The 26,937-nt window shown below is 36.6% G+C and carries 31 protein-coding genes; 13 read left to right on the forward strand and 18 right to left on the reverse strand.

Annotation, left to right across the window (positions count from 1 at the left end; genetic code table 11):
* The first annotated feature begins 50 nt into the window (after positions 1-50).
* Entirely contained in the window at positions 51-1,415 is a 1,365-nt protein-coding gene (locus DDY94_RS02000; protein ID WP_111682348.1) for a saccharopine dehydrogenase family protein, read from the forward strand.
* 51 nt (positions 1,416-1,466) lie between these two features.
* Positions 1,467-1,937 carry an Lrp/AsnC ligand binding domain-containing protein gene (locus tag DDY94_RS02005; RefSeq protein WP_111682349.1) on the forward strand — a complete coding sequence of 157 codons (471 nt, stop codon included), beginning with the start codon at positions 1,467-1,469 and terminating at the stop codon, positions 1,935-1,937.
* Positions 1,938-1,944: 7 nt separating this feature from the next.
* Here DDY94_RS02005 and DDY94_RS02010 read toward each other — a convergent pair whose 3' ends face one another.
* The 6 genes from DDY94_RS02010 to leuS form a co-directional block, all read right to left on the reverse strand.
* The gene (locus DDY94_RS02010) at positions 1,945-2,775 is read right to left on the reverse strand and encodes a DMT family transporter (protein ID WP_262627046.1); all 831 of its coding nucleotides are present in this window, start codon (positions 2,773-2,775) and stop codon (positions 1,945-1,947) included.
* 80 nt (positions 2,776-2,855) lie between these two features.
* Positions 2,856-3,551: a zinc metallopeptidase gene (locus tag DDY94_RS02015; RefSeq protein ID WP_111682350.1), complete on the reverse strand. Its 696-nt coding sequence runs from the start codon at positions 3,549-3,551 to the stop codon at positions 2,856-2,858.
* Positions 3,552-3,631: 80 nt separating this feature from the next.
* On the reverse strand, positions 3,632-4,159 hold the full coding sequence (locus tag DDY94_RS02020) for a hypothetical protein (protein ID WP_111682351.1): 528 nt from the start codon (positions 4,157-4,159) through the stop codon (positions 3,632-3,634).
* A gap of 46 nt (positions 4,160-4,205) precedes the next feature.
* Entirely contained in the window at positions 4,206-5,309 is a 1,104-nt protein-coding gene (gene ald / locus DDY94_RS02025; protein ID WP_111682352.1) for an alanine dehydrogenase, read from the reverse strand.
* 302 nt (positions 5,310-5,611) lie between these two features.
* Positions 5,612-5,974, reverse strand: coding sequence for a hypothetical protein (locus DDY94_RS02030; protein ID WP_111682353.1), 363 nt, complete (start codon positions 5,972-5,974; stop codon positions 5,612-5,614).
* Between the two features lie 128 nt (positions 5,975-6,102).
* A complete protein-coding gene (gene leuS, locus DDY94_RS02035; protein WP_111682354.1) occupies positions 6,103-8,919 on the reverse strand; it encodes a leucine--tRNA ligase in 2,817 nt (938 codons plus the stop codon).
* Positions 8,920-9,264: 345 nt separating this feature from the next.
* Here leuS and DDY94_RS02040 point away from each other — a divergent pair, with 345 nt between their 5' ends.
* From DDY94_RS02040 to DDY94_RS02065, 6 genes are all read left to right on the forward strand, one after another.
* Positions 9,265-10,143, forward strand: a complete 879-nt coding sequence (locus DDY94_RS02040; protein WP_111682355.1) for a cell division protein FtsX — start codon at positions 9,265-9,267, stop codon at positions 10,141-10,143.
* Between the two features lie 195 nt (positions 10,144-10,338).
* A complete protein-coding gene (locus tag DDY94_RS02045; protein ID WP_111682356.1) occupies positions 10,339-10,698 on the forward strand; it encodes a hypothetical protein in 360 nt (119 codons plus the stop codon).
* Position 10,699: 1 nt separating this feature from the next.
* Entirely contained in the window at positions 10,700-10,963 is a 264-nt protein-coding gene (locus DDY94_RS02050) for a DUF3098 domain-containing protein (protein WP_111682510.1), read from the forward strand.
* Between the two features lie 52 nt (positions 10,964-11,015).
* Positions 11,016-11,810 (forward strand): undecaprenyl-diphosphate phosphatase, encoded by a 795-nt coding sequence (locus tag DDY94_RS02055; RefSeq protein WP_111682357.1) that lies wholly within the window; start codon positions 11,016-11,018, stop codon positions 11,808-11,810.
* On the forward strand, positions 11,807-12,496 hold the full coding sequence (gene truB, locus DDY94_RS02060; RefSeq protein ID WP_111682358.1) for a tRNA pseudouridine(55) synthase TruB: 690 nt from the start codon (positions 11,807-11,809) through the stop codon (positions 12,494-12,496). The genes DDY94_RS02055 and truB overlap by 4 nt, the downstream gene beginning before the upstream one ends.
* 88 nt (positions 12,497-12,584) lie before the next feature.
* A complete protein-coding gene (locus tag DDY94_RS02065; protein WP_111682359.1) occupies positions 12,585-13,319 on the forward strand; it encodes a hypothetical protein in 735 nt (244 codons plus the stop codon).
* Here the strand turns inward: DDY94_RS02065 and DDY94_RS02070 are convergent.
* The gene (locus DDY94_RS02070; protein ID WP_111682360.1) at positions 13,316-13,933 is read right to left on the reverse strand and encodes a thioredoxin family protein; all 618 of its coding nucleotides are present in this window, start codon (positions 13,931-13,933) and stop codon (positions 13,316-13,318) included. The genes DDY94_RS02065 and DDY94_RS02070 overlap by 4 nt on opposite strands.
* Positions 13,934-14,015: 82 nt before the next feature.
* Between DDY94_RS02070 and DDY94_RS02075 the strand changes: the two genes are divergently transcribed.
* The 3 genes from DDY94_RS02075 to DDY94_RS02085 are packed head-to-tail and all read left to right on the forward strand — an operon-like array spanning position 14,016 to position 15,852.
* Entirely contained in the window at positions 14,016-14,588 is a 573-nt protein-coding gene (locus tag DDY94_RS02075) for a DNA-3-methyladenine glycosylase I (RefSeq protein ID WP_111682361.1), read from the forward strand.
* Positions 14,589-14,606: 18 nt separating this feature from the next.
* On the forward strand, positions 14,607-15,185 hold the full coding sequence (locus DDY94_RS02080) for a hypothetical protein (protein WP_111682362.1): 579 nt from the start codon (positions 14,607-14,609) through the stop codon (positions 15,183-15,185).
* Complete coding sequence (locus DDY94_RS02085) at positions 15,172-15,852, forward strand: DUF2490 domain-containing protein (protein WP_111682363.1); 681 nt, start codon at positions 15,172-15,174, stop codon at positions 15,850-15,852. The genes DDY94_RS02080 and DDY94_RS02085 overlap by 14 nt, the downstream gene beginning before the upstream one ends.
* Here DDY94_RS02085 and aat read toward each other — a convergent pair.
* The 3 genes from aat to DDY94_RS02100 all read right to left on the reverse strand — a co-directional run bounded on the left by aat (position 15,849) and on the right by DDY94_RS02100 (position 18,025).
* The gene (gene aat / locus DDY94_RS02090; protein ID WP_111682364.1) at positions 15,849-16,472 is read right to left on the reverse strand and encodes a leucyl/phenylalanyl-tRNA--protein transferase; all 624 of its coding nucleotides are present in this window, start codon (positions 16,470-16,472) and stop codon (positions 15,849-15,851) included. The two genes, DDY94_RS02085 and aat, sit on opposite strands and share 4 nt — an antisense overlap.
* Before the next feature lie 262 nt (positions 16,473-16,734).
* Positions 16,735-17,112 carry a DUF3127 domain-containing protein gene (locus DDY94_RS02095; protein WP_111682365.1) on the reverse strand — a complete coding sequence of 126 codons (378 nt, stop codon included), beginning with the start codon at positions 17,110-17,112 and terminating at the stop codon, positions 16,735-16,737.
* 43 nt (positions 17,113-17,155) lie between these two features.
* Positions 17,156-18,025, reverse strand: a complete 870-nt coding sequence (locus DDY94_RS02100; RefSeq protein WP_111682366.1) for a flavin reductase family protein — start codon at positions 18,023-18,025, stop codon at positions 17,156-17,158.
* A gap of 123 nt (positions 18,026-18,148) precedes the next feature.
* Between DDY94_RS02100 and DDY94_RS02105 the strand changes: the two genes are divergently transcribed.
* Positions 18,149-19,309, forward strand: a complete 1,161-nt coding sequence (locus tag DDY94_RS02105) for a sensor histidine kinase (protein ID WP_111682367.1) — start codon at positions 18,149-18,151, stop codon at positions 19,307-19,309.
* Here the strand turns inward: DDY94_RS02105 and DDY94_RS02110 are convergent.
* Entirely contained in the window at positions 19,306-19,704 is a 399-nt protein-coding gene (locus DDY94_RS02110) for an HIT family protein (protein WP_111682368.1), read from the reverse strand. The genes DDY94_RS02105 and DDY94_RS02110 overlap by 4 nt on opposite strands.
* An 85-nt stretch (positions 19,705-19,789) precedes the next feature.
* Positions 19,790-20,263: a transcription elongation factor GreA gene (gene greA, locus DDY94_RS02115; protein WP_111682369.1), complete on the reverse strand. Its 474-nt coding sequence runs from the start codon at positions 20,261-20,263 to the stop codon at positions 19,790-19,792.
* A gap of 168 nt (positions 20,264-20,431) precedes the next feature.
* On the opposite strand from greA, the gene DDY94_RS02120 reads away from it, so the two are divergent.
* Positions 20,432-20,866 carry a hypothetical protein gene (locus tag DDY94_RS02120; protein ID WP_111682370.1) on the forward strand — a complete coding sequence of 145 codons (435 nt, stop codon included), beginning with the start codon at positions 20,432-20,434 and terminating at the stop codon, positions 20,864-20,866.
* Positions 20,867-20,921: 55 nt separating this feature from the next.
* On the opposite strand, the gene DDY94_RS02125 is transcribed toward DDY94_RS02120, so the two are convergent.
* From DDY94_RS02125 to DDY94_RS02150, 6 genes are all read right to left on the reverse strand, one after another.
* Positions 20,922-23,168 carry a TonB-dependent receptor gene (locus DDY94_RS02125; protein ID WP_111682371.1) on the reverse strand — a complete coding sequence of 749 codons (2,247 nt, stop codon included), beginning with the start codon at positions 23,166-23,168 and terminating at the stop codon, positions 20,922-20,924.
* 402 nt (positions 23,169-23,570) lie between these two features.
* Entirely contained in the window at positions 23,571-23,975 is a 405-nt protein-coding gene (arfB, locus tag DDY94_RS02130) for an alternative ribosome rescue aminoacyl-tRNA hydrolase ArfB (protein WP_111682372.1), read from the reverse strand.
* A gap of 2 nt (positions 23,976-23,977) precedes the next feature.
* Positions 23,978-25,534, reverse strand: a complete 1,557-nt coding sequence (locus DDY94_RS02135) for a DUF4301 family protein (RefSeq protein ID WP_111682373.1) — start codon at positions 25,532-25,534, stop codon at positions 23,978-23,980.
* Entirely contained in the window at positions 25,531-26,100 is a 570-nt protein-coding gene (locus tag DDY94_RS02140) for an AAA family ATPase (RefSeq protein WP_111682374.1), read from the reverse strand. The genes DDY94_RS02135 and DDY94_RS02140 overlap by 4 nt, the downstream gene beginning before the upstream one ends.
* Entirely contained in the window at positions 26,061-26,693 is a 633-nt protein-coding gene (pnuC, locus tag DDY94_RS02145; RefSeq protein WP_111682375.1) for a nicotinamide riboside transporter PnuC, read from the reverse strand. Before pnuC ends, DDY94_RS02140 begins: the two co-directional genes overlap by 40 nt.
* Positions 26,677-26,937 (reverse strand): hypothetical protein, encoded by a 261-nt coding sequence (locus tag DDY94_RS02150; protein WP_111682376.1) that lies wholly within the window; start codon positions 26,935-26,937, stop codon positions 26,677-26,679. The genes pnuC and DDY94_RS02150 overlap by 17 nt, the downstream gene beginning before the upstream one ends.

A 26,937-nucleotide genomic window follows, 5' to 3' on the forward strand; every position in this document is an offset into this window, starting at 1 on the left:
TCTTGTATTTATTACATTCGTGCTTACAAAATTAGTCATATAAAGCCACTATGCGAAAGATTTTAATAATTGGTGCAGGAAAGTCATCGTCTTATCTCATAAAGTATTTGCTGGATAAATCTGAATCTGAAAACCTTCAAATTACGATTGGTGATATTGATGTTGAAAATGCCAAAAAACTTGTTGGCGAGCACACTAATGTCAATATAATTCATCTGGATGTTTTTAAGGCAGAGTCTAGGACTGAAGCAATTCAGAATTCAGATATAGTGGTGTCAATGTTGCCAGCTCGTTTTCATATTGAAGTTGCTAAAGACTGCGTGAAACACAAAAAACATATGGTAACAGCATCTTATGTGAGTAAGAAGATTGAAGCCTTAGATGCTGAAGTGAAGGCTAATAACCTGGTTTTTATGAATGAAATCGGAGTTGATCCCGGAATTGATCATATGAGTGCCATGCAGGTTATTGATCGCATTAGAGATCATGGCGGAAAAATGATCATGTTTGAAACCTTTACTGGTGGACTTGTAGCACCAGAAAGTGATGATAACCTTTGGAACTATAAATTCACCTGGAATCCCAGAAATGTTGTACTTGCTGGGCAAGGTGGCGCTGCAAAATTTCTTCAGGAAAATCAATTTAAATACATTCCTTATGGGCGCTTATTCAGACGTACAGAATTCTTAGATATTGAAGGTTATGGCCGTTTTGAAGGTTATGCGAACCGAGACTCATTAAAATACCAGCATGTTTATGGATTAGACCATGCTAAAACACTTTATCGAGGTACCATGAGACGCGTCGGCTTTAGTCGTGCATGGAATGTTTTTGTTCAGTTAGGGATGACTGACGATAGCTACACTATCGACGATAGTGCCAATATGAGCTATCGCGATTTTGTAAACGCATTTTTGCCGTATAGTCCAACTGATTCGGTCGAATTGAAATTTAGACATGCCCTAAAAATTGATCAGGATGACATCGTATGGGATAAGTTCTTAGAATTAGACCTGTTTAATCATGATAAAATGGTGGGCTTGGATAAAGCAACACCAGCCGAAATACTTCAGAAGATATTAATGGATAGTTGGACGCTCGATAAGGAAGACAAAGATATGATCGTTATGTATCATAAATTTGGCTATGAAATTGAGGGCGAAAAGCGTCAGATCGACGCAACGATGGTTGTTGTTGGCGAGGATCAAACATACACTGCCATGGCAAAAACAGTAGGTTTACCTGTTGCTATGGCAACCCTAGATATCTTGAACGGTAAAATAAAAACGCCTGGAGTTCAAATTCCTATTTCAAAGGAAGTTTACACACCAATTCTTGAGGAGTTGGAAACTTATGGTGTAAAATTTAATGAGAAAAAAGTACCATATTTAGGCTATAATCCTCTCAATCTTTAAAATTTATAATACATTTTATATATTTAACTTTCATATTAAAAGAATATTTCTGTGAAGGTTAATGATAAAGGCATCTATATAGATGGCATTGATAAAAAGATACTTAGAGCTTTAATGGCAGATGCCCGAACGCCTGTTTTAGAAATTGCTAGAAATGTTGGCATATCGGGTGCAGCGATACATCAACGACTTAAAAAACTTGAAAAATCAGGATTATTAGCAGGTTCAAAATTTGTTATTAATCCGAAAATTTTAGGTTATACAACCATGGCCTTCGTTGGAGTTTACTTGGATAAAGCAGTGAGTAACCCCGAAGCCGTAAAGCAATTACAGCGCGTTCCTGAAGTTATTGAATGCCATTATACCACTGGCGAATGGAGTATTTTCATAAAGATACTTTCAAAAGACAACGAACATTTAATGCATCTTCTTAACACGCAGATTCAAGGGATAAATGGAGTTTCAAGAACAGAAACATTTATCTCACTTCAACAGCAAATTAATAGACAAATCAAGATCTGAATAATGCTCAGTGGCGTTTCGCCGCAATATTGAGGAGCATACCCACAACTACTAATATCATCCCAAAAATTGACCATACGCTGTAAGTCTCTCCGAATAGGACGTACCCAAAAATCAAGGCGTAAACTAATTCCATATATTTGAGAGGCGCTACAAGACTTGTTTCTGCCATTTGGAAGGATTTGGTGAAAAATACTTGCCCTACCAATCCTAGGGTCCCAATAAGACCTATCCAGATCCATTCGTCACCTAATGGCATGCGCCAATGATTAAGAAAAAACAGGCTACCAACTATAGAAAAAACCATGAAGTAATTGATTATAGTTAGAAAATGTTCTTTATTACCTAGATACCTCACAATTACAAAAACAGCCCCAACCAAGAGCGCCGATAGCATGATAAGAATAAAGCTATAGGTATCTATCCTAAGATCCAATCCTTTCATGATAAATGCCCCAACTACTGCAATGATAAGACTTATCCATTGCCAAAACTTCACCTTTTCCTTCAAGAAAAAATAGGCCAACACTACACTGAAAATAGGTGCCGTATATCGTAAAGCTACTGCGGAACCGAGTGGGATCCGTTGTACAACTGTAAAGAATAATGCCAAAGACACAAAACTTAGAACTCCTCTGACGCTCAACCAACGATAATTTTTTCCGATGATTGGAATTTTCTTAACGATCATATAAGGAAAAATAAATACGAAGGTCCCAAAGGCTCTGAAAAATACAACTTGCATAGGATGAAAATCTTGCAGGTACTTGGCCATCAAATTCATCCAGGCAAAAGCGAACGCTGCAATAAGCATATAAATAATACCCTTTTTATTCACAAGGAGTTGTCATAAGTTGTCCAAAATTACAATAAAAAAAGCCCTGATCTCTCAGGGCTTAATATTTTATTTCAAAATTATTAATCTCTACCACCAAATACTTGTAAAGCCCAATATAATAATGATGCTAAAGCACCTATTGCAGCTACCAGATAGGTTCTAGCCGCCCATTTTAAGGCGTCTTCAGATCCTTTGTATTCTTCTGGTGTTACCATATTTTTTGCCTTTAACCAGGCCAATGCTCTATTACTCGCATCATACTCAACAGGCAATGTGATAAAGCTAAATAATGTAGCAAAACCCATCATGGCTAATCCGGCTATGGCAACATAGTAGCCAATGCCTACTCCTGCAGCAGCACCAAGTATCAATCCTCCTATAACAACCCATTGTGACATTCCGGAAGTGACACTTACGATTGGCACTAACTGAGATCGCATTTGTAAGTAACTATAAGCTTGGGCGTGCTGTACGGCATGCCCAACTTCGTGCGCAGCAACAGCAGCAGCTGCAGCATTACGTTGATTGTAAACAGCCTCACTTAAATTTACAGTTTTATTTTTTGGGTTATAATGATCTGTTAACTGACCTGGTGTTGAAATCACTTCAACATCGTAAATACCATTATCAGATAACATTTTCTCGGCAATTTCTCTTCCACTTAATCCATTGCGTAATTGAACTTTTGAATAATGTGCAAACTTTCGCTTTAAGGTGCTACTTACAGCCCAACTCACTAAAGCTATTGCCCCAATTAATATATAATATCCTAACATAGTTTTTCAATTTTTGTATTGTAAAATTACTAAATGGGATGCAAATTATGCGCCAAATTTTAGTTAAGAAATTTTGTCAGTTATTCTTTCTTGAGAATAGCACTTTGAACAACCGTTACAGGATAAACTGTCACTTCAGGTACTTCTTCGGTACTTTCGTTAACTGTTTTAGCATTTTTACTTGAAAATATGATTTTGAATTCCATGCGATCCTCATAGAATGTCTCAATGGTAGTGAGAAGGTTGCCTTCTACTTCAAAAACACTATACAACGTATTATCGAAAAAATTAGCTCCTAAAATTATACCGTTGTTTTCGTCAATTAGGTATTGTCCTTTGTCAGCATCTTTAACAATGAGATTGTAATTGCGTTCTTGGCGATTACCATCAGCAATATAAACCAACTGATACTGATAATAGCCTAAGCTATCTGTAGCCTGAATATTAAATTCCATTCCAATGGTTTGTGAACCCTTGGCATTTTTTATTACCAAATCACCTTTGTAATTGCCCAGAAAATCATCTGGGAAATTTAGAGAATCTTCGGACTGCCCATAGCTACTGAAAACTACACAGAGAACTACTAAAAACTTAAATAACTTCAACATATCATAAACTTTTGTCTATGACATAAAGATAAATAAAACCTAAGGTTTAAGCCATGGCATCAACCGACCAATTAAAGGCATGTGCAATTTCTTCATACACAATTTTACCTTTTACAATATTCAAACCTTTTCTTAGAGATTTGTCCTTTGCACAGGCCACTTCCCAACCTTGATTGGCTAAACGTAACACATAAGGTAAGGTAACATTAGTTAAGGCCAGAGTCGAAGTATAAGGTACAGCACCAGGCATATTGGCTACACAGTAATGTACTACATCATCGATAATATAGGTAGGATCTTCGTGCGTAGTTGCTTTTGTAGTTTCTATACAACCACCTTGATCTACTGCGACATCAACGATTACTGTACCAGGTCGCATTTCTTTCAACATATCTTTAGTGATTAATTTTGGCGCTTTAGCACCTTTAATCAAAACGCCACCAACAATAAGATCGTGATCTTTAATTCTATTTCTAATATTGAATTCGCTCGAAAATTCAGTTACCACGTGGTTCGGCATAACATCATTAACATAGCGTAATTGCTTCATATTAATATCCATGATCGTCACATGAGCTCCGAGACCTGCCGCCATTTTAGCAGCCTGAATTCCAACGGTTCCAGCGCCTAGCACCAATACTTTTCCGGGAGGTACACCAGGTACACCACCTAATAAAACACCTCTACCCTTAATTGGTTTTTCTAAGTATTTTGCACCTTGCTGAATGGCCATTCTACCAGCAACTTCAGACATTGGTGTTAATAATGGTAGTAAGCCATCTTCATCTTCAACGGTTTCATAAGCAATACATACAGCTTTACTATTTAACATAGCACGCGTTAATGGTTCGCTCGATGCAAAATGGAAATAGGTAAAAACAATATGATGCGGCTTTATAAGATCGTATTCAACAGCAATTGGTTCCTTCACCTTTACGATCATATCTGCTGATGCATAAACCTCTTCAATAGTGTCTAATAATGTCGCTCCGACTTTTTCGTAATCTTCATCAAAAAAACCGCTACCTAAACCTGCGGTCTTCTGTACATAGACAGTGTGATTGTTTTTAATAAGTTCGAATACACCTGCGGGTGTCATTCCTACTCTGTTTTCGTTGTTCTTGATTTCTTTTGGGACTCCGATTTTCATTTGATAATTGTTTAGCAAATCTGTCGAATGGAATTCGCCATAGCCTGAATTAAATTTTGAATTAATTCACACAGGCGCATTTCATGGTTATAGATTTTGAGTTAATAAATAGCACTATGAAATACTATTAAAAATGTCAGCTATCCAAATTTGAAACTCATTTGAATACCATTTTTGTGGAATTATTATTTTGAAGTTTTTATTTTAAGAATTCATCAACAAATGCTTCATTTTCAAAGAAATACAGCAATAGACGTAATTCGCATTGTTTCGATAAACGGAAACTGAAGATTTTTCAGGTCTTAATCATCGAAGGCTAAAGTGACTTTTATGACTCTTTGATCCTCAAAAATGAGGAGTAAATGTTCTCGCTTTGAATCGACAAAACTTGGAGGTTCACCAATGCCGTAAATTAAGATATCTTGTGGTTCGGTTGAACTAAATTGTGGAATTCCTAAAATCGCACGGACTTCAGACTTTGTTTTGTTCATCAGAAGTTGTGACTCAATAAGATCGTCGACCATTTTGTAGCGCTTACGTGGGTTGTCTTTCCAGAGACTTTCATCGAAACGTGTTTCAAACAATTGAATTAAGGAGAAACTTATAACAAAAGCCAAAATGAAGAATAAAATAAACTTATCTAATCGTTTTAGCTTTAGTATCATTTGGTCTGTTTTGAAACTGTCTCGGGCAACTACAAGATATAAATTCTCTCAAGAAATATTATTGTAATCCTAGGTTCTCAATACAAAATTGCAGTGAGTAATATCAGGTGTACTAGCGCCAATAGCGATTATCCAACAATATTCACAATTTTCCCAGGTACAACAATTACTTTCTTTGGTGTACGCCCTTGCAATTGCTCTTGGGTTTTTTCGTAGGCTAGTACGGTTTTTTCTATCTCTTCCTTGCTCATATCTAGAGGCAATTCTAGGGTAAAACGCATTTTCCCATTAAATGAGATTGGGTAGTTTTTTGAACTTTCTACCAAGTGTTTTTCTTCAAATTTAGGGAATGCCGCCGTTGAAATTGAGCTATCATGTCCCAATCGCTCCCATAGTTCCTCAGCTATATGAGGTGCGTAAGGCGATACCAAAATAAGCAATGGCTCTAAAATCTCTCTACTTGTACATTTTTGTGCTGTAAGTTCATTGACAGCGATCATAAAGGTTGACACTGATGTATTGAAAGAAAAATTCTCAATGTCTTCTTCAACCTTTTTAATGGTCTTATGAAGTGTTTTTAAATTGTCTTTTGTAGGTTCGGCATCATTGACATTCAAGGCACCCTGACCAACATATAATTTCCACATTTTTTTCAAGAAACCGTGCACACCCGTAATTCCGGCAGTATTCCAAGGTTTGTATTGTTCTAATGGCCCGAGGAACATTTCGTAGAGTCTTAGACTGTCGGCACCATAATCTTCAACGATATCGTCGGGATTAACGACGTTAAACCAACGCTTCGACATTTTTTCAACTTCTCTACCCACAACAAATTTTCCATCTTCTAGAATGAACTCAGCATTTTCGAATTGAGGTTGCCATTTTTTAAGAGTCTCTATTTCTACCTCATTAGATGCATTAACCAAATTAACATCTACCCTAATTTCTTCAAAATTATAGTTATCCTTTAGTCCCGAGGACACATATTGATTTGTCCCAGAAACTCTGTAGGCAATAGCACTCGTCCCCAAGATCATACCTTGATTGATCAACTTTTTAAAAGGTTCATCTACGCCAACAAAACCGCGGTCGTGTAAAAACTTCACCCAAAAACGTGAATACAATAAATGCCCTGTTGCATGCTCACTACCACCAATATAAAGGTCCACACTATCCCAATAATTGAGCGCTTCTTCGCTAGCAAAAACGGTATCGCGATTGGCATCTTCCATATATCGGAAGAAATACCAAGAACTTCCCGCCCAACCCGGCATGGTATTCAATTCTAGAGGGAAAACCGATTCGTTATCAATCAAGTCATTGCTAACCACTTTGTTTTGCTTGGCATCCCAAGCCCAAACATCAGCTCTACCTAATGGTGGCTCCCCTTCTTCTGTTGGAAGGTACTTTTCAACCTCAGGAAGTGTAAGTGGCAAATGTTCAGCAGCGATCATCTGTGGCATGCCATCCACATAATATACTGGGAATGGTTCACCCCAATAACGTTGACGTGAAAAAACAGCATCGCGCAAACGGTAATTGGTTTTACCTTTTCCTTGTCCGATTTGTTCTAATTCATAGATCGCGCGTTTGGTTGCTTTTTTATAATTAAGACCATCTAAAAAATCGCTGTTGGCAATTATAGTTTTGTCCTTATCTGCAAAGGCTTCTTCTGAAATATCTATCCCATCAAAAATATTTGGAATTGGGATATCAAAATGCTTCGCAAAATCATAATCGCGCTGATCGCCACACGGCACCGCCATTACGGCTCCGGTTCCATAGCTCGCTAAAACATAATCACCGATCCAGATCGGAATAGGTTCTTTAGTAAATGGATGTTCGGCATAAGCGCCTGTAAACACACCTGAAATCGTTTTCACGTCGGCCATTCTATCACGCTCACTGCGTTTTGCTGTAGCTTCAACATAAGCTTCAACCTCAGCTTTTTGAGCTTCTGTAGTGATTTTAGAAACCAATTCGTGCTCGGGTGCTAAGGTCATAAATGACACACCAAAAATGGTATCGGGTCTTGTTGTAAAGACATCGATTTTGGCATCGTAATCTTTCACATTAAAGGTAACTGACGCTCCTACAGATTTACCAATCCAGTTTCTTTGGATGTCCTTCAAGGCGTCTGTCCAGTCGATCGTTTCTAAACCTTGAAGCAAGCGTTCAGCATAGGCTGAAATTCGCATACTCCATTGGGTCATTTTCTTACGAATTACTGGGTGCCCACCGCGTTCAGACACACCATTAACGATTTCATCATTAGCTAATACTGTACCGAGTGCTGGACACCAGTTTACCTCAGTTTCTGCTAAATAGGTTAGTCTATATTTTAAAAGAATATTTTGTTTTTGGATGTCTGAAAAACTATTCCATGTGTCGGAAGTAAATGGTTCAACATCGTCATCGCAAGCAGCATTTACCTTCTGATTTCCTTCAGTTTGAAAGGTGTCGATTAAGGTTTCAATCGGCTCGGCTTTATTAGAGTCATAATTATACCAAGACTCGAACAATTGAATGAATATCCATTGTGTCCATTTATAATATTCAGGATTTGAAGTACGCACTTCACGACTCCAATCAAACGAAAAACCGATCTGATCTAACTGACGACGATAGGTTTTTATGTTAGCTTCAGTAGTAACCGCAGGATGTTGACCTGTTTGAATAGCATACTGTTCGGCTGGTAAACCAAAACTATCATAACCTTGTGGATGTAATACATTAAAGCCTTTATGACGCTTGTAACGTGCATAAATATCACTGGCAATATAACCGAGTGGATGACCCACGTGAAGTCCGGCACCACTTGGATAAGGGAACATATCTAAAACATAATACTTGGGTTGATCACTGTTGTTAGAAGCTTTGAACGTTTGACGTTCTGCCCAAATGTTTTGCCATTTTCTTTCAATGGTATTAAAGTCGTATCTCATGCTAAAATTTGCAATAGAATTTATCTTCGATTAAAATCTATTCATTTTTGTCTTGACACAAAAACGAATCAAAAAGGTCAAGTTGAAATAAGGAATTTTTCAATCTCAATTATTTGATTGAAAACCAGAAATAAAATCTAAATTTCGTCCAAGGCTTCCGAAATTTCAAACGATTTGATTTCTATATTCTAAATTTCAACAATCTCGATGCTTCGCATCGATTTTCACTTTTACCTGAATTAAAAGGGCAAATTTAGTGGTATTACAACACATTTAAAAACTAAACGTTGTAATACTCTAGATAACTAAATTGTTTTTTATTTTTACAGCATTAATCCGTTCTACATGGCTTCATCTTTTGACAAATATCAAAAACGAAAACTCATCTCTTCTTATATTTCTGTTGTAATCAGTATTGCATTGGTTTTATTTCTTCTGGGTTGTTTAGGATTACTGGTCATTAATTCGAAAAAAGTAGCCGATCATTTTAAAGAACAGGTAGTAATGACCATCTATTTGAACGACACTGCCAAGGAGGTTGAAGTGAATCAGCTGAAAAAAAGTTTAGCCATGGCCGACTATTCTAAAGAGGCAATTTATGTCTCGAAAGAGGAAGCTGCCGAACTAATGAAAGCCGAAACAGGTGAAGATTTTATGGATTTTGTAGGTTATAATCCGCTTCAGAATTCTATTGATGTGTACTTGAAGGCCGACTATGTGACGACACAAAAACTCAGTGAAATTTCAGAGCAATTAGCCACTAAATCGTTTATTGATGAAATACGATACGATAATGATCTCGTAGAACTAATGAACGATAACGTTAAAAAGATCAGCTTTTGGGTATTGATGATTAGCGGACTTTTCACATTAATTGCTGTTTTACTCATCAACAGTTCAATTAGATTAGCTGTTTATTCTAAACGTTTTATTATTAAAACCATGCAAATGGTTGGTGCCACCAAGAGTTTTATTAGAAGACCATTTGTATGGAAAAGTGTTCAACTTGGTATTATTGGGGCAGTTGTTGCCTTAATAGGAATGGCTTTTGTTCTGTATTATTTAGACCGTACTTTCCCTGAACTAGAACTTCTAAGAAATACCGTAATGATCGTTGGTCTATTTGCTGGTGTATTTGTATTAGGCATCATTATTACGTGGATCAGTACATTTATTGCCACGCAACGCTTCTTGAATTTGAAGACAGATCAGCTTTATTATTAGAGGCTATAAGCTTTATGCTTTATGCCGTAAACTTAGGAGTTGTCCTTTGCCTTTTAGCTGAAAGCCTACTGGACACTAGTTACTGCACACTTTCTACTGTATACTGGTCACTGCTTACTGCTTACTGCTTACTGCTATTAAAACTCAACAAAATAATGGTTAAAATTATTCGTTAGTAATATCAAACCAACCATTATGAAAAAAGTTATCCTAAACGGGGTTATCGTGTTATCACTCCTTATGGGCTGTGTGCTTCTCTTTAAATCGTGCATCATACAAAATCCTAAACCAGAAGATTGTGCAGTTATAGACGTGAAGATCTCTAAAATTTCAGAAGGAAGTAGTAATGATATTGTATTTCATGATGATGGAACAGACTTCTATTACATTAATCGCGGATTAGAACGCGGTTTAAATTTAGATTCTCTTAAGACAAAAGTTTTAAATAAAACCGTTACTTTGCACCTAGCAAAAGTAATGGGTGGTGTTACCTCAGAGCATATTTCTCAGTTGGCTTTGGGTGATGACATCATTTTTACAGAATTTGAAAACTAAGGTGGGAGAAAAAAAACGTAAAGAGCGCTCAAAATCCGAATTTGTCTTCGGAAAGAAAAACTATAAGTTCATGCTAATTGGCTTAGCTTTTATTGTTATTGGCTTTGTTTTAATGGCCGGTGGCGGTAGTGATGATCCAAATGTTTGGAATCCGGATGTTTTTAGTTGGAGACGTATTAGACTTGCTCCTACCTTGGTTTTAATTGGCTTTGGAATTCAGGTGTATGCCATTCTTCTTAACCCTGATAAGGATTCCAAGAAATAAAATTATATCTCATTTGTAGGTTTCACCATTTCAATTTTGATACATTTGCCGTATGGAAATAATTGATGCCATTATATTAGGTATTATTCAGGGACTTACCGAATTCTTACCAGTTTCGTCGAGCGGTCATCTCGAATTAGGGAAAGCCATTTTAGGTGATAATTCAGTTCCGAAAGAGAGTTTACTATTTACTGTTGTCCTTCATTTTGCAACGGCACTAAGTACTATAGTTATTTTCAGAAAAGATATTCTTCATATCATAAAAGGCATACTAAAGTTTGAATGGAATGAAGACATGCAGTTCCTTGTTAAGATCGTTGTTTCAATGATTCCGGCTACAGTGGTCGGCCTCTTTTTTGAGGAACAACTCGAACAACTTTTTGGAGGTAATATTATGCTCGTAGGCTTTATGCTTATTGTTACGGCGGTACTATTATTTCTTGCAGATAGAGCTAAAGACACCAGTAAAAGCGTCTCCTTTAGCAATGCTTTTGTTATTGGTATTTCACAGGCTATTGCGATGCTCCCTGGAATTTCGCGTTCTGGTGCAACCATTTCTACATCTGTACTATTGGGCAATGACAAAACGAAAGCGGCGAGATTCTCATTTCTTATGGTAGTCCCACTTATTTTTGGCAAGATTGCTAAAGACATTTTTAGTGGTGATATAACTTATGATAGTACAAACTTTACCTCATTAAGTATTGGTTTTGTAGCAGCATTTATAGCAGGTTTAATTGCCTGTAAATGGATGATTGCATTGGTGAAACAAAGTAAGCTCACTTATTTTGCCATCTACTGTATTATTGTTGGTCTAATTGCAATTATCTGGTCCGCTACCCAATGAAAACTTTAGAAGATTTTAAAGACGGTGAAGTTTTATTAATCGACAAACCGCTTCATTGGACTTCCTTTCAAGCCGTTAACAAATTACGCTGGGCAATCAGAAAAGCCTTCAATATTAAAAAAATCAAGGTAGGCCATGCCGGCACCTTAGATCCTCTTGCTACGGGATTATTGGTGATCTGCACTGGAAAAATGACAAAGCAGATCAACACCTTTCAAGGACAGGAAAAAGAATACACCGGTACTTTTGTTTTAGGAAGCACAACGCCATCTTATGATCTCGAGACAGAAATCAATGCTACATTTTCGACAGATCATATCACGGAAGCTCTCATCCATGAAACCACAAAACAATTCATCGGTGACATTGAACAATTTCCACCTGTCTTTTCAGCCATAAAAAAAGACGGAAAACGATTGTACGAATTTGCCAGAGCAGGTGAAGATGTGGAAGTGAAATCGCGTACGATTCAAATTTCAGAATTTGAAATCACACGCATCAATGACCTAGAATTAAAATTCAGGGTGGTTTGCAGTAAAGGCACGTATATACGATCCTTGGCACACGATTTTGGCAAGGCATTAGACTCTGGGGCTCACCTTTCAGAATTGAGACGCACGCGTATCGGGAATTTTAAGGTTGAAAGTGCTCTCAGCCCCGAAGATTTTATTGCAACGCTACCATAAAAAGGTGGTTTATCATCGCATTTAAAACCCATTTAATCTTTTTCATCGTTATATTCGTATATCTTAATGCAAGAAAAATCGAAAGACTTTGAAATTTATTGAGCAACATAAAGCCGCAATTATCACATTTCTTCTTACAGGAACTGTAGTGCTTGCTTTGTTCAGTTTTCAATTAAAATTGAAAGGAAAGCTCATTACTGAAAGCTACTATGAAATTGAACCTGAGCCTGAAATCACCGAAGAAGAGCAAAAGAAGTTAGATGCATTAAGTGATGCCTCAAGCGACATGGCCTTTAATGAAGATCAGGAGTTTAAAGACCTTATGCGCAATTTTAAAACGGTAAGTTCTGACGATTTTGAGCGCACTACTCAAGCATTAGAAGAAGCAAAAGCAAACGAAGTAAAAGAAGAAACGACCGTAGATCATTCTCAAACTGAGGGCAATGCCTATGCTTTAGATTCTAAAGAGACCGAGTCGTACAAAAAACTTCAGGAGCAACTCAATAAGCGATTAGAAAATAAAAAGATTGCTGATGAACACGCCAAAGCTAAAAGTACACTAACTTATTCCTTAACAGGAAGAACGCTTCAATTCTATAAAACCCCACGCTATCTCTGTGAAAAAGGCGGTAAAATTGTGGTGAGTATTCGCGTAGATGAAAAGGGCAACGTATTTGATGCTTATATCAATGGCGCGTCAAATTCGAGTAATCAGTGCCTAACAGACCATGCTATAGAGTACGCCAAAACAGTGCTTTTTGACAGCTCTTCTAAAAAAGATCAATTGGGAACGATTACCTTTTTATTCAAAGGAAAAAGCTAATCCAATAACTCAACCAAATCGGTCAGAGTTGATTGCCCTTTATCTTTATTATACCAGCGTTGTAGATCTTCTTTAAATTCAGGTGTTAACTTACTATGCTCTGCCTTGTAAGTATTTACCATTTCAGTGGCAACACTTGGTCTTGGCCCAAAGGTATTAACGACCTCATTCGTTTCGTTATCGATCATTATTAACTTCGGAATTGCTCTTCCACCGTTGGTTAAAAACTGATCCATCAAAGCATCATTTTCATCTCTCAATACCACTTTATAATCAATATTTGGGTTGAGTTCTGCAGCCTTATTAATCACGGGCATTATATGTGCTGCATCACCACACCAGCTTTCTGTTAGTACAAGCCAAGTGACCTTTCTATCGAAAGCCTTGATTTTTTCAATAGTATCTTCAGAAAGTTTCACTGTTTTGTCCCAGCGATTCATGCGTCGATCATTGAGCATCGTATAGTTTATTAAAGACTCTGTTTTATCGTTACCTGTAGTGGATCCTTCTTTAACCAAAGTTGAGACTAAGGTTCTGTAATCTTCGTAGGTAATTGCATCCTCCAAGCTTTTAGAGATGATGTCGTTTATCATGGTGTTTTCTAATACGTTCATAGTACAAATTTAGCGTTGTTTTGTCATAAATAATGTGACATATGTTACCTTAGTAGAATAAGTTGAAAAAACCTTTCAAAAGATGAAAATCGAAAACGTTCAAAGATGTGGTTGGCCCAAAGATGATCCGCTTTATGTAAGATATCATGATGAAGAATGGGGTGTGCCAGTCTATGATGATGATAAATTGTTTGAGTTTTTAATACTCGAAACCTTTCAGGCGGGTTTAAGTTGGATTACGGTTTTGCGAAAGCGTGAAAACTTCAGAAAAGCTTTCGATAATTTTAATTACAGGAAGATTGCTACTTATGACGATAGTAAATATGAAGAACTGCTTCAAAATTCAGGAATTATAAGAAACAAGCTTAAAATAAAAGCAACCATTACCAATGCACAAGCTTTTATAAAAGTACAGGAAGAGTTCGGTAGTTTTTCAAAATATATTTGGGGTTTTGTAGATGGGAAACCCATAAAAAATGCTATTGTAGATTACCGAAATGCACCAGCAAATACACCACTTAGTGATACAATTAGTAAAGACCTAAAAAAACGTGGTTTTAAATTTGTTGGCACCACCGTTGTTTATGCGCATATGCAAGCTACAGGCATGGTTAACGACCATGAAGTGTCTTGCTTTAGGTATAATGAAGTATAATTTAATTTTGTACGATCAATGCGATTTAAGCTACTAATATTACTATTCTGTTTAGGGCAAATAGCCATAAGTCAGACCAAAAATGAAAAGGAGGAACGCGTGTCTTTGACCGACTTTCCGGAGGCCGCGCAAACCCTTATTGAGACTTTACCAAAAGACTGTAAGCGCCTTAGATTCTACAAAGAAACTGATGGTGAAAAGCAGAGTTTTGAGGCCAAATTCAAATATAAAAGGCGACGTTATAGCTTAGAATTTTCCAAGAATGGTGTCATTGAAGATCTTGAAGTCCAGTCGAAAATCAGAGCCATAGATGACCCTATTAGAAATAACATCACCAATTACTTCGACGCAACTTTTACCAAAAGCAAGCTGATAAAAATTCAAAAGCAATATATCTATTATGCGGAAATAGAGCCCGAACTATTCCTTGCTCAAATTCTGTCTGGGACTACCAGTATTGCTCCAAATTTTGAAATCGTTGCCGAGGTTAAAATAGAAAAACAGCGCGAATTGAGAGAACTTACATTTGATAGCTCAGGTGTTTTCTTAAACTACAGAACCATAAATCCAACATCGTACGAGCATGTCTTATATTAAACACACATTTTGTGCTTTGGTATGTTTTATGGGCCTTCAGATGCTTGCGCAATCCGATTTTGAAGGTCTAGGAGAAAGTAGTTTTGCAGTAAACAAAAAAGTATCTAGTCATTACAAATACAATTTTGCATTACGCTCTCGCTATTTTTTCTATCAAGACGATGCTTTCAATTTTGAAAACCGACAAATTGATCTGGTTCATTTTTCAACCCTAAATTTAGATTACAACCATTCCGTAAGTTTGGGAATTCAATATCGCTTCAGGGAAGATATCGACGGCGGAAGCAATGAGCTGCGTTTAACTCAGCAATTTAATTATACGAAGAAAGAAGGCGCGTTGCGCTTTGGTCATCGGGCCAGAATTGAACAACGTATTCTTGATGAACTCACCATATTAAGAGGGCGTTATCGATTTGCCATAGATTCTCCTTTGAATGGCGAAAAACTAGATATTGGCGAAGGCTATATTGTGGCATCGATGGAAGCATTATTAAGTCTTAGTGATACGATAAAACCCGAACTCGATCATAGAACTACGGCCCAAATAGGTTGGCTAATTTCTGAATCGCTTAAACTTCAAGTTGGACTAGAATATCGTTTTGAGGCCTTCAATATTAATACCGAAGAAAAACTATTTGTACTCACTTCGGCCATACTCAAAATCTAAAGGTATTTTAAAAACTCATCTCTAGAAATATGGCGAGCTCCAAGACTTTCTAGGTGTTTTGTGTAGATCTGACAGTCTACAATTTTGTAATCATGTTTCTGAAAAAATTGAATAAAGCCTACTTTACTGGCGTTGCTAACCTTAGCAAACATGCTTTCTCCACAAAACATTTTATTACCTAAATCGACCCCATAAAGTCCGCCTACCAATTTGTTATTCTGCCAAACTTCAACTGATTTTGCGTAACCTAATTTATGTAGATTTATGTAGGCTTCTTTCATATCGTCAGTGATCCAAGTGCCTAACTGGCCCTCGCGTTTTGTAATGGCACATTGCTCTATGACCGCTTCAAAGTCTTTATTGAAAGTTACTTTAAATGGATTCTTTTTTAGGAGCTGCGCCATGCTTTTCGATATTTTTAATTCCTTCGGAAAAAGGACAAATCTGGGATCTGGAGACCACCAAAGCAGAGGTTCTTCATCTTCGAACCAAGGGAATATTCCATTGGCATAAGCATGCAATATGCGTTCAGTTGACAAATCACCACCAACAGCCAAAAGACCTTCAGAAGAGGCTTCAGAAACATCTGGAAATTCTATTTTATTGGTTAAAAAGTGCATTTTTGAGGGCTTTTGAACGGATTTTACTGTTAATTAGGGTGCTTTGTTTTGAAAGTATAAGAATATTTAAGATATTTGATTTGACCTTTATGAAATAAATTTTGTTCATCATTGCTTTTTTTTAAGTTTGTTTGTAAGGGTCAAAACCTAAAACCACAATACTAAGTCCTGATTAACCATCAGGACTTTTTCTTTTTAAAAATAAAAAAAAAGACTTGTTTTTATATTCACAAGTCTTTTACAAAATCGTTAATTTTTCTGTTTAGAAAGGCAGATCATCATGATCGTCTGCATTGAGGTCACTTACAGGCTCAAATGCCTCTGCTGGTGGAACTGGTGGCATTTCACCACTTTCTGCTTCTGGCTGTAATGCCTCTATTCTCCACCCTTGAATAGAATTAAAATATTTTGTTTCACCTTGTGGATTTACCCATTCGCGTCCTCTAAGGTTTATACTAATCTTTACTTGCTGACCTACTTGATAGGAGTTTAGTAAATCGGTTTTATCTTGAATAAATTCAATCATAAGATGTTGAGGATATTGCTCTTCAGTAGTTACTACAACCTCTCTTTTTCTGAATCCATTACTTCCGAAGGTCTGTGTTTCTCCAATCAACTTTATACGTCCTTGTACTTCCATTTTTGCTTAATCTATTGTTTAATTTTTATATTGTTATTTAGGTTTACGAAAGTAATAACTTCCATGCACTTTCTACATCTCCGTAACTCAAATAATTTTGAGCCAATTTATGTTTTTTTCTATGTGAAGCTGTTTTAATTTCAGGATAACGCTCACTTATATCATTTACAAATTGATCAACCTCTTCTTGAGTAGGCAAGGCGTCAACATTTGCTAGCATTCCGAGGTTATTTCCTGTTAAAATCATACTGTTCTTAACATGCTCTGGTAATGCATCAACTCCAATACCCATGGTTCTAAGTGGTTTTGGAATTTCAAAAAATCCAGCTTTAGCTCTGCTATAATAACTACCACCAGCTCTTGCTACGAGGTCTAAAGCTTCCTGATTAATAGTACCATCTTCATTAAGAACCTCATCGGCAATATGGAGTTTAACCACTTCACAGATCACCAAATTACCTGCACCGCCTTCAGTACCTAATTTGATGATGTCATTGACTTTGCATTCAAACTGAACTGGTGATTCGGCCACTCTAAAAGGTTTTACTTCTTCAGAAGGCAACATGGTTAATCCGGCTTTTTCAAACTCATTAACATCCTCAGGATATTCGGTACTACTTAAGGACATTTGATGAACGATGTCGTGATTCACTACATTGATCACCACCTCTTTTACCGCTTCAACATTATGAAGTGTATGCTTGGTAGTATTATCTCTAACCCGACGGGCCGGAGAAAATATCATTATAGGCGGATTAGCACTAAACACGTTAAAGAAGCTAAATGGTGATAGATTTGGCCTTCCTGCTTCGTCTATTGTACTGGCAAAAGCAATTGGTCGTGGTGCAACAGCACTCAATAAGTAGCCATGCAATTTACCTGTAGAAAGATCTTTTGGATGTAATGAAACCATGTAGTCAACTGATATTCAACAAAGATAATTATATTGGCTTGTCAATGAAAGTTTTTATCGAAGCAGTTAAAACAATATTATTAACAGTTTTACATTATATTTAAAAAGAAATTGTACTGACTAATGGCATTTAGCTCTAACCAGAATGTAATCCGCTGGGTTATTATATCATTATCATTTTTAATTGTCTCTTTGATCCTTTGGAATACCTATTCATTTTTTCAAAAGTTTAAGGCTGAAGAGCGTGTAAAAATTAAAACCTGGTCGGTTGCACAGATTGATCTAATAAATAATATTGACAACCTAGAAGCTGAAGTTAATGACGTCACCTCACACGTATTAACTGAAATGTCGACAAGCACACCTATGCTTGTTTTAGATGAAAACGGGAACTACAATAATTCCATAAATATTGATGAAGAGAAGTTAAAAGACCCCTCGTACACTAAACGTCTAATTAAAAAGTTTTCTAATGAAAATAATCCAATTGAGGTTATTGTTAACAACAAAGTCTTCCTAACTATTTATTATGGCAATTCGCCATTGCTCAATAAATTGAAGTATTATCCGCTTGCCTTATTACTGATCATATTGCTTTTTGCCGGTGTAGTTTATTTCTTTTATCGAAGCACTAAAAATGCTGAACAGAATAAACTCTGGACAGGTATGGCCAAGGAAACGGCACATCAGATCGGGACACCACTTTCGTCGCTTGTTGGTTGGACGGAGATCTTGAAATCCGAAAACATTAAACCAGAATATATTTCTGAAATTGAAAAAGACATAGATCGGCTTCAAACCATCACCGATCGCTTTAGTAAGATTGGTTCAGCACCAACATTAGAAACCCTTGATATTGTTGAAGTAACGAAATCGTCTTACGGTTATTTAAAATCGCGCTCTTCAAAACTCATAGATTTTGAAATTGAAAGTCCGGAATCTGAAATATCAGTAAATCTCAATCCACAACTTTACAGTTGGACCATAGAGAATTTGGTAAAAAATGCCATCGATGCTATGAAGGGAAAAGGGCAATTAAAACTACAAATTGCTCAGACCGATAAACAAGTTTTGATTAACGTTTCAGATACTGGAAAGGGTATCCCGAAACAGCAATTTACACAAATCTTCGAACCAGGATTCACTACTAAAAAACGTGGTTGGGGATTGGGCTTATCTTTAGCCAAACGTATTATTGAAGACTATCATAAGGGAAAAATTAAGGTTCTCAACTCTGAAATAGGCAAAGGAACTACTATTCAAATTTCTCTTAAAACCGTTTAAGACGATTTAAAGTTGGATGCGATTTTGGCGGCAAGTGCTTCAAATTCTTCAGGTTGAAGTTTTACTTTCGATGTAAACCGGGCATTTTCCATAGTATGCAATGGAATAAGATGAACATGCACATGTGGTACTTCGAGCCCTATCACTGACATCCCAATGCGCTCACAAGGCACCGACTTTTCAATGGCATGGGCAACGTCTCTGGAAAATTTCATTAAACCCATATAAGTGTCTTCATCGAGATCAAAAATTTTATTAACCTCCTTTTTAGGAATACAAAGGGTATGGCCTTTCGAATTGGGATTAATATCTAGAAAAGCAAAATAGGCATCGGTTTCGGCTACCTTGTAGGAAGGGATTTCACCCTTAATGATTTTTGTAAATAACGTTGACATGCGAGGAGAGTTTGAATATCTTATAAAGATAAAAAGATTCCAAATAGGAATCTTTTTAAATGTAACAATAATATGTTTTCTTAATCTATCTTGATATTTCTAAAATATCAAACTTCATAATTCCGTTTGGCACCTGAATTTCTGCCGTGTCACCGACGGATTTACCTAATAAACCTTTTCCAATAGGAGAATTTACTGAAATCTTTCCTGCTGCGAGATCAGCCTCGCTTTCAGCCACTAAAGTATAGGTCATTTCCATACCGTTAGATTGGTTCTTGATCTTTACAATAGACAAGGCTAAAACCTTAGATGTGTCTAGTTGAGATTCATCAATAACTCTTGCATTTGCCAAGGTTTCTTCCATTTTAGAAATCTTCATTTCTAACATTCCTTGCGCTTCTTTTGCAGCGTCATATTCAGCATTTTCACTAAGGTCACCCTTATCTCGTGCTTCTGCTATGGCTTGAGAAGCTTTCGGACGCTCTACGTCTTTAAGATGATTTAATTCTTCTCTTAATTTTTTTAATCCCTCGGCTGTGTAATAAGATACTTTACTCATAATTCAATCGTTTAATATCTGTAATCTCTCTGATGATATTTTAAAAAAAGACCCGAAACAAATTTCGGGACTAAAGAAAAAATCTCGCGTTAACGAGATTACGAAGCAAATATACAAAATATTTACGGTATAGCTGAAATAATCGTAAATTGAACCGCAAAAATAAGTATGAAAAAGCTCTTAATATTTCTCGCAATTATCGTAGTCTCTTGCAGTGGTGACGATAACAATAACAGCAACTGTAATTTTTTGTTCGATGCTGGTGTTAATCTTCAAGTTAATACCAATTTACCTCAGTTTAATCAGCTTCAATTTCCTGGTAATGGGGTCTATGTTGCCGGACAAGGTAATAGCGGGATTTGGCTATGGCGCTTAAATTCGGCTTTGCTTTTAGCCTGGGATGCAGCAGATCCTAGTCGCCCTCCGATTGCGTGTTCTACTTTAACAGATATTGGTGGCGGTATTGTTGAATCGGGTTGTGAAGATGCCAACCAATACAGTTTACTCACTGGGCAGGGTTTTGAGGGTAACACAAGCGATTGCACTTTAAAACCATATCGTGTTGATGATCTCGGAAATGGGCAATTTCTAGTTTCAAACTAAAAAAAACAGGAGCATCTTCTAGACACTCCTGGCATTTTTTATAATTGTCTTTTTACTAAAAGTTTAGTGTTAATCCTACTAAGAAATTAGTGGTTGCTTGTGGGTAAAAACCTGAGAAAAACCCTGTTGAAATTCCTGTTGGACTGCTAGGATCGTCAAAATCGAAGGAACCAAAATACCCGTTAGACACATATTTTTCGTTGAAAATATTGTTCACTAATCCAGTAAAAACAATAGATTCGAAAATAGAATTTGTTTCTAAAGTATAGGTTAGGTTGAAATCGTTTACAAAGAAACTATCTAACCTAGAGTCTGGGTTTTCAGTATTACCCATAAATTGTTCTCCAACATATTTACTGAGCAATGCCATTTGTAAATTCTGAACAGGTTGAAAAACAATAGCATTAGCCGCAACAATATCTGGTGAAAATGAAATATCGGTTTTTCCTAAATTTTGAAGTTCACCATTGATCGATACAATGGTTTCCATGTTCTTATTTGAACTGAAGGTCATATTAGGCTGTAAGGTGAGCTTCGGCGTTACAGGAATAACTGCCTCTAATTCTATACCTAAACGGTAACTTTCACCACTATTGGTTCTAATTGGGTTTCCTACGTCATCAAGACGCCCTGAAAGCACTAATTGCTGATTGTACAACATGTAATAAGCGTTGGCATTAAAGCTGAAATTACCTTTGCGGTGTCTCCAACCTAATTCAAAATCATTTAATTGCTCTGGCTCTATGTCGTTGTTGCTTTCAAAATCTGTTCGATTTGGTTCGCGGTTAGCTCTGGCATAAGAAAAGTAAAAACTATTCGCCTTGTTAAGATCATAAGTGATTCCTGCCTTCGGATTAAAAAAGGTGAAGTCTTTATCAACTTCAAAAGTTACTAGATCTGAAGTATTTCCGAAGGTTTTATAGGTTACATTCCGAACTTGAAGATCTCCATATAGGCTGATTCTTTCATTCAATCTATAATTTGCTTTTGAAAAAACCGACAAGTCGTTTTTCAAACTATTACCATCATAATAACGATCTCTAATATCGCTCTGACTTGCAAATTCTGCCCAAATAACTTCACCAAAATGATCACCATCGTAATGGCTAAATGAACCACCAAAAATCATATCAATGTCATTATTTTTGTAATTGGCGCTAGCATTAATGACATAAAAATCATTATCGAGCCAGCGACGACGAATAAGATCGGTGGTGTTTACAGTTTCACCATTAACAGTGAGTTCATCAAAACCATAGGTAGAAAAATCGTCATCTTCTCTAAACTGCTCAAAATAACCACGTCCGTAGGTGTAGTTGAGTCCAACCGTAGTTGACCAGTTATTATTGTAGCGTTGATTCCAATGCAATTGGTAATGATCCTGACTATAATTATCAACTTCATTATCATAAAATTGAACATTACCATCGTCGTCTGTATAGAACCCTGCCGGATTGAAAGTTCGGTCACTTTCAAGGGTTGCTCTATCAATTCCGAACCAAGACTGATAGGTTACCTCATTCCCACCAAAAGCAATGGCTTTAATCAAGGTATTCGCATCGATGTAAGAACCTTGTAAGAAATAAGATTTCAAATCTGCCGAAGCTCTATCGATATAGCCATCTGAAGAAATGTTAGATAATCGCCCGGCGATTTCAATACTACTGCCTTGTTCTGGATTTTGAAATATGCGACCTGTACTAAATTTAACCGTATGCTTTCTCGTGTTGAAACTTCCAAATGAATTAGAAATTTCGCCATTAGCATCTTGAGAGATCGCATCAGTTAAAATATTGATACTTGCACCGAAGGCACCTGAACCATTTGTGGATGTTCCTACGCCACGCTGAAGCTGTAAGCTTTCAACAGACGAGGCAAAATCACCTAGATTTACCCAGAATGTTCCTAAAGATTCGGCATCGTTATACGGTATTCCATTTATTGTGATATTGGTAGATTGTGGGCTTACTCCTCTTACTCTTATTCCGGTATAACCTACACCAGCACCAGCATCGGAGGTTGTAACCACTGAAGGTAAGTAGTTTAATAAAATGGGAATGTCTTGTCCTAAATTACGCTTGGCAATTTCCTTCTTGGAGACATTTGAGTGTGTAATTGGCGACTTGGCGTCTACACGAACAGATTTTACAAAGACTTCGTCTAATTTTTCAACTTTTACGGAATCTTTGGGTTTGTCTTGACCATAAATGGAAGACATCCCTAAAAAAAAGGCAATCAAAAGTATAGACTTGAGATTTCTCGACTGCCCTCGATTTTGAAATTTAAGAATACTAGATTTCATACGATTAAAACTAATCGAATAAAAAGAGGTAATTATTCTTGGTTAATAATTAATTGTTGAGCGTTTACTCGTTTGATTTGGCAGGTGATTTAAACTTTGAATCGATATGAAAAATGGATTAAGTCGTATCAGATTCAGAAGTAAAACCAACATTGATGACCTAATCGCACGCGCTAAAAAATTGCCTCTAGACGATTTTTACGCTCGCTTCCTAAACAGCATTACCTGTTCTAGGTTCAATGGGTATGATCTCAGCCTTATTTAGAAGTTAGCTTACTGTTTTGAGCACAATACTATTTACTCAACACTTATTACTGCATACTAAAAAAAGCACCCCTTTTTGAGAACGCGGCAAAGATAAGTTACATTTAATTAACGGCAAATGTTTAGTTGGGATTCTTTCTAATCGATATCTGGTTTCTTCCGGTTGGCTTTTTTTTCAGATCGCTTTCGCTTGGTTTCTAGTCGCTTTCGTTTAACGGCTTTGGGTACCTTAGTAGGTTTACGCTCTTTATCTTCTTTTAGGCCTTCGGTAATTAATTTCAAAAATCGTTGTGTGACTAGTGTTTTATTTCTGAACTGACTTCGACTTTCATCAGAATCTAGTACTAAAACGCCTTGTTTATTCAATCTGTTTTTGAAGAATTGCTGCAAGCGTTCTTTATCTGCTTCGGAAAAAATAGTGGTTTGTTCAAGGTCGAAATACAAAACCACTTTAGTAGCGACTTTATTTACATTTTGTCCACCACTTCCAGAACTTCGTACCGCTTTGAAAGTCAATTCAGATATTAAAGCCTCCTTATCCAAAATTACTTAATTTGATGTGGTGCCTTCAAAAGATCGTTGACGGTTTTAACAGGATTGAAGGTGATGATCGGCACTTCTACAAAAATGGTGTTCCAGTTGGCCATACTGCCATTCCAGAGACCTGGCAATTCTAGGGCTTTTAGATCTTTACCCACTTTTGTTTTCATGGTGATAAAAGCGGCGTCATGATCTACAAATTCTTCAAGATCGAACTTTTCACCCTTGTAATTTTTTACACCACAAACTAAATCCACAGGATTGAAATGCGTGGCATTAGTAAGTATTTCTTTCTGTCTTTTATTTTTCAGGTTGATCTGCGCCGACTCTACGATCTGTAGTGATTCATTACCATAAATATCTCTTACCCAAAATGGTCCACCGCCAGGTTCGCCTTCATTCTTAACCATTCCGCAAACCCTTATCGGTCTGTTGAGCTTATCTCTTAGATATTCAATTTTGAATTTGTCTAAATATTTATGATACTCCCTAGAAATTTTAATCATCATTTCATCTTCTAGGAATTCTTCGATCTGAGTAAACTCCTTTTCAGAAATTGACGGTTTATCTAATACATCCATATATTCGAATGCCCTATTCTGAAGTTTAAGAAGAATTCCGGCCAAAACCTTTTTGTATTTAACCATTTCCTGCTTGTATTGCTTCACAACGACATTGTCAATATTCTTTATGAAAATGATATCAGCTTCTAGAGCATTCAAATTTTTGAGCAATGCGCCGTGACCAGATGGTCTGAATAACAGCGTTCCATCATCATTTCTGAAGGGTTCGTCCTTTGGTGTCACCGCTATGGTATCTGTAGACTCATGCTGATAAGAAAATGAAATATTGAAGGTAACACCTGTGTGACCCTCAACATATTCTTCAATTCGCTTAAATTCTTCGTCGAACTTATCCTTATAGCGCTCGGAAATAGTAAAATGTAAATCAGCTGTATTTTCATCTGAAGCATATAATGCAGCTTCATAAAGATGCTCTTCAAACGCTGTAGAGATACGATCTTCTTTATACTTGTGAAACGGCAATAATCCCTTTGGTGAATTTCCGAAATTGAGTAGATCTTCGTCTAGCATCGTTTTAACAAAATGGAAGACTTTATCTTTTTCAGATAAACTACTGAAGTCTATATGGCGCTCACCGAGGTCTTCTACAATGATTTCATAAAACGGCAACTTTTCTAAACCTACTACAAACAGTGCGAGGTCCCTAAAGTTATTCTTATTTATAAAGGCATTTAAAGACTCTTTATTGGGGTTATAATCTTTCAGGAATTTGAATAAAAACTTAAACATTCGGGTTGCAGCTCCCGAAGCTGGTACAAATTTTAAAAGCGATAAGTTGTTTTTACGGTCTTCAAAATGATCTATTGCCGCATCAATTAGTTCGTTCGTTAGTTCAACTATTCCATTACCAATGGTTGCTGCTTCAGAAATATTAGTAAATGGAATTCCAGATTTAAACAACTCAATTTGTGCCTCTACCTTCTCTTTGGTGAGACCCTTTGCTTTAATTTGTTTTAGGTCATTGTCTGTAAAACTCATGTCGTTTTTTTGAGTAGGTTATCAATATGTTTAACAGCTATTTCTAATCGTTCTTTTTTGTTTCCTTTTAATAAAACATAGGGTCTATTATAGGTAATTAACGCATTTTCGAAAGCTTTGAACATTTGTTCACGTTCGTTAGGCTTATCTCTAAGATCGTCTTTTTCCCAAGGTGTGTCAATATAAGTTAAAAAATAGAGGTCATAAGAATTTTCTAGAGCATGTGTTTCTAAAATCGGGTCACAGGTCCCTAAATAATAAGCTTCACTATAAACCTTTGTTTCTAACAAATCGGTATCGCAAATTAGAACGGATTCGGTCTTTTGAGATAATTCATTTTCCAATCGCATCTGTCCGTAAGCAATTGGTAATAAATCTTTTGGCTCGCAGGTTTTACGTTCGTTATTCCATTTATTCTGAAGATATTCTCGCGCATATTCGGGTACCCAAACAGAATTGTAGTGTCTGGCTAACTGCCTTGAAAGTGTTGTTTTACCGGTCGATTCCGGACCGAATAAAACTACTTTTATGCAGTTTGCAGGTTGTTGTCTAAGTGTTTTTTCCATGCTAGGTAGCCTTGAATTGCCAATATAGTAAAGATAAGATATTGAAGTGACAACATGCCTAATCCTCTATATGCATAAAGTGGAATGGTGATAAGATCACCTATGATCCAGAGTGTCCAATTTTCGAGTTTTTTTGTAGCCATATACCACATCGCTGTGAAGAAAATTCCTGAAGTTACTACGTCTATATAATTAGGAATTTTCATCTCATAGTTGAACCCAGTGTACACGGCATATGTTATGATCATGGTCACTACAAACATCCCAAAGCCAATAAGTTTTTCCTTCTTATTGGTTCTAGAAATTGGTACAACATACTTTTCATTTTTCTTTCTTGACCAATTCCACCAGCCATAAATACTCATGATGGAATAATAGAAATTCATCATCATATCGCCAATATAGTCATTGATAAATAACAAGTAAACGGTGATCACCGTACAAATAATACCTGTTGGATAAACCAAAATATTTGCTTTTTTGGCGTACCAGACACTGGCTATACCAAATACAAAAGCAATAGCTTCGAGTACAATCTGATAGGTAGGCGTATTACGATAGGCCTCTAAGAAGAAATCAAAAATTTGGTTCATAGGTACTTCTATCGGTTTTAACGATCTTCATTTGTAATACGGAAATATCCACTTCGCCAAATGAACGCTTTATTTCTTGAGTAAGAAAGGGCATCAATTGGTCAATATCACCGTAAATCTGTGTGCTAAGAGGATTTTCTAGTACGGTGAATTTCGAATCTCTCAAGCGCTTAATAAAGTTGATTATCGGTGTTTCAAAATCATCTTGAAGCGGTGATAATGTTAATTCTACAGATATATTCAT

It is taken from the genome of Winogradskyella tangerina, assembly GCF_003260205.1.
GTDB classification, from domain to species: domain Bacteria; phylum Bacteroidota; class Bacteroidia; order Flavobacteriales; family Flavobacteriaceae; genus Winogradskyella; species Winogradskyella tangerina.